Source organism: Novosphingobium sp. MBES04 (genome assembly GCF_000813185.1).
GTDB lineage: Bacteria > Pseudomonadota > Alphaproteobacteria > Sphingomonadales > Sphingomonadaceae > Novosphingobium > Novosphingobium decolorationis.
Genome location: NZ_DF850514.1, coordinates 1 through 834 on the forward strand (window position 1 = coordinate 1; position 834 = coordinate 834).

1 protein-coding gene is annotated in these 834 nt (G+C 58.4%); it reads right to left on the reverse strand.

Annotated features, from left to right (window positions below):
* Positions 1-13: 13 nt before the first annotated feature.
* Positions 14-771, reverse strand: a protein-coding gene (locus tag MBENS4_RS25175) for an IS5 family transposase (protein ID WP_144401097.1) whose coding sequence is annotated in 2 segments (ribosomal slippage) — positions 14-438 and positions 438-771 — 759 coding nt in all. Because the reading frame shifts where the segments join, the coding sequence is not laid out codon by codon here.
* Positions 772-834: the final 63 nt, after the last annotated feature.

The window sequence follows — 834 nt, forward strand, 5'->3', positions numbered from 1 at the left end:
CAGGACTCGTTGATCAGAGCCAAAAGAGGACGGTGGCTGCGAGAGCGAGGGTTGAGAAGAATACGGTCGGGCAGCGGTCGTAGCGAGTTGCGACGCGACGCCAGTCCTTCAGGCGCCCGAACATGATCTCGATACGGTTGCGGCGCTTGTATCGACGCTTGTCGTATTTGACGGGCATCGAGCGGGATTTCCGGCCTGGAATGCAAGGTTTGATGCCCTTTTGCTCAAGAGCATCGCGGAACCATTCGGCGTCGTAGCCGCGGTCGGCCAGCATCCACTGTGCCTTTGGCAAGTCATCGAGCAAAGCCGCTGCGCCGGTGTAATCGCTGATCTGGCCCGCCGTAATGAAGAAGCTCAAGGGCCGTCCGTTGGCATCGGTGACGGCGTGGAGCTTGGTATTCATGCCACCCTTGGTTCGTCCGATCAGGCGCCCGAGATCCCCTTTTTTACCCCAAGGCTGGAAGCCGTGCGGTGAGCCTTGAGATAGGTCGCATCGATCATGATGGTTCTGGGCTCAGCGCTCTGGGCAGACAGACCTTCCATCATCCGGCTGAACACGCCCATCTCGCCCCATCGCTTCCAGCGATTGTACAAGGTCTTGTGAGGCCCGTACTCCCTGGGTGCATCACGCCAACGCAAGCCATTCCGATTGACGAAGATGATGCCGCTCAGAACGCGCCGATCATCGACACGCGGCTTTCCATGGCTCTTGGGAAAATATGGCGAAAGACGCGCCATCTGCTCGTCCGTCAGCCAATACAGGTTGCTCATGCTCAGTCTCCTCGCAAAGCCTGAATCACATCACCGCATGCCAATCAATGGGTCCTGAGCCTA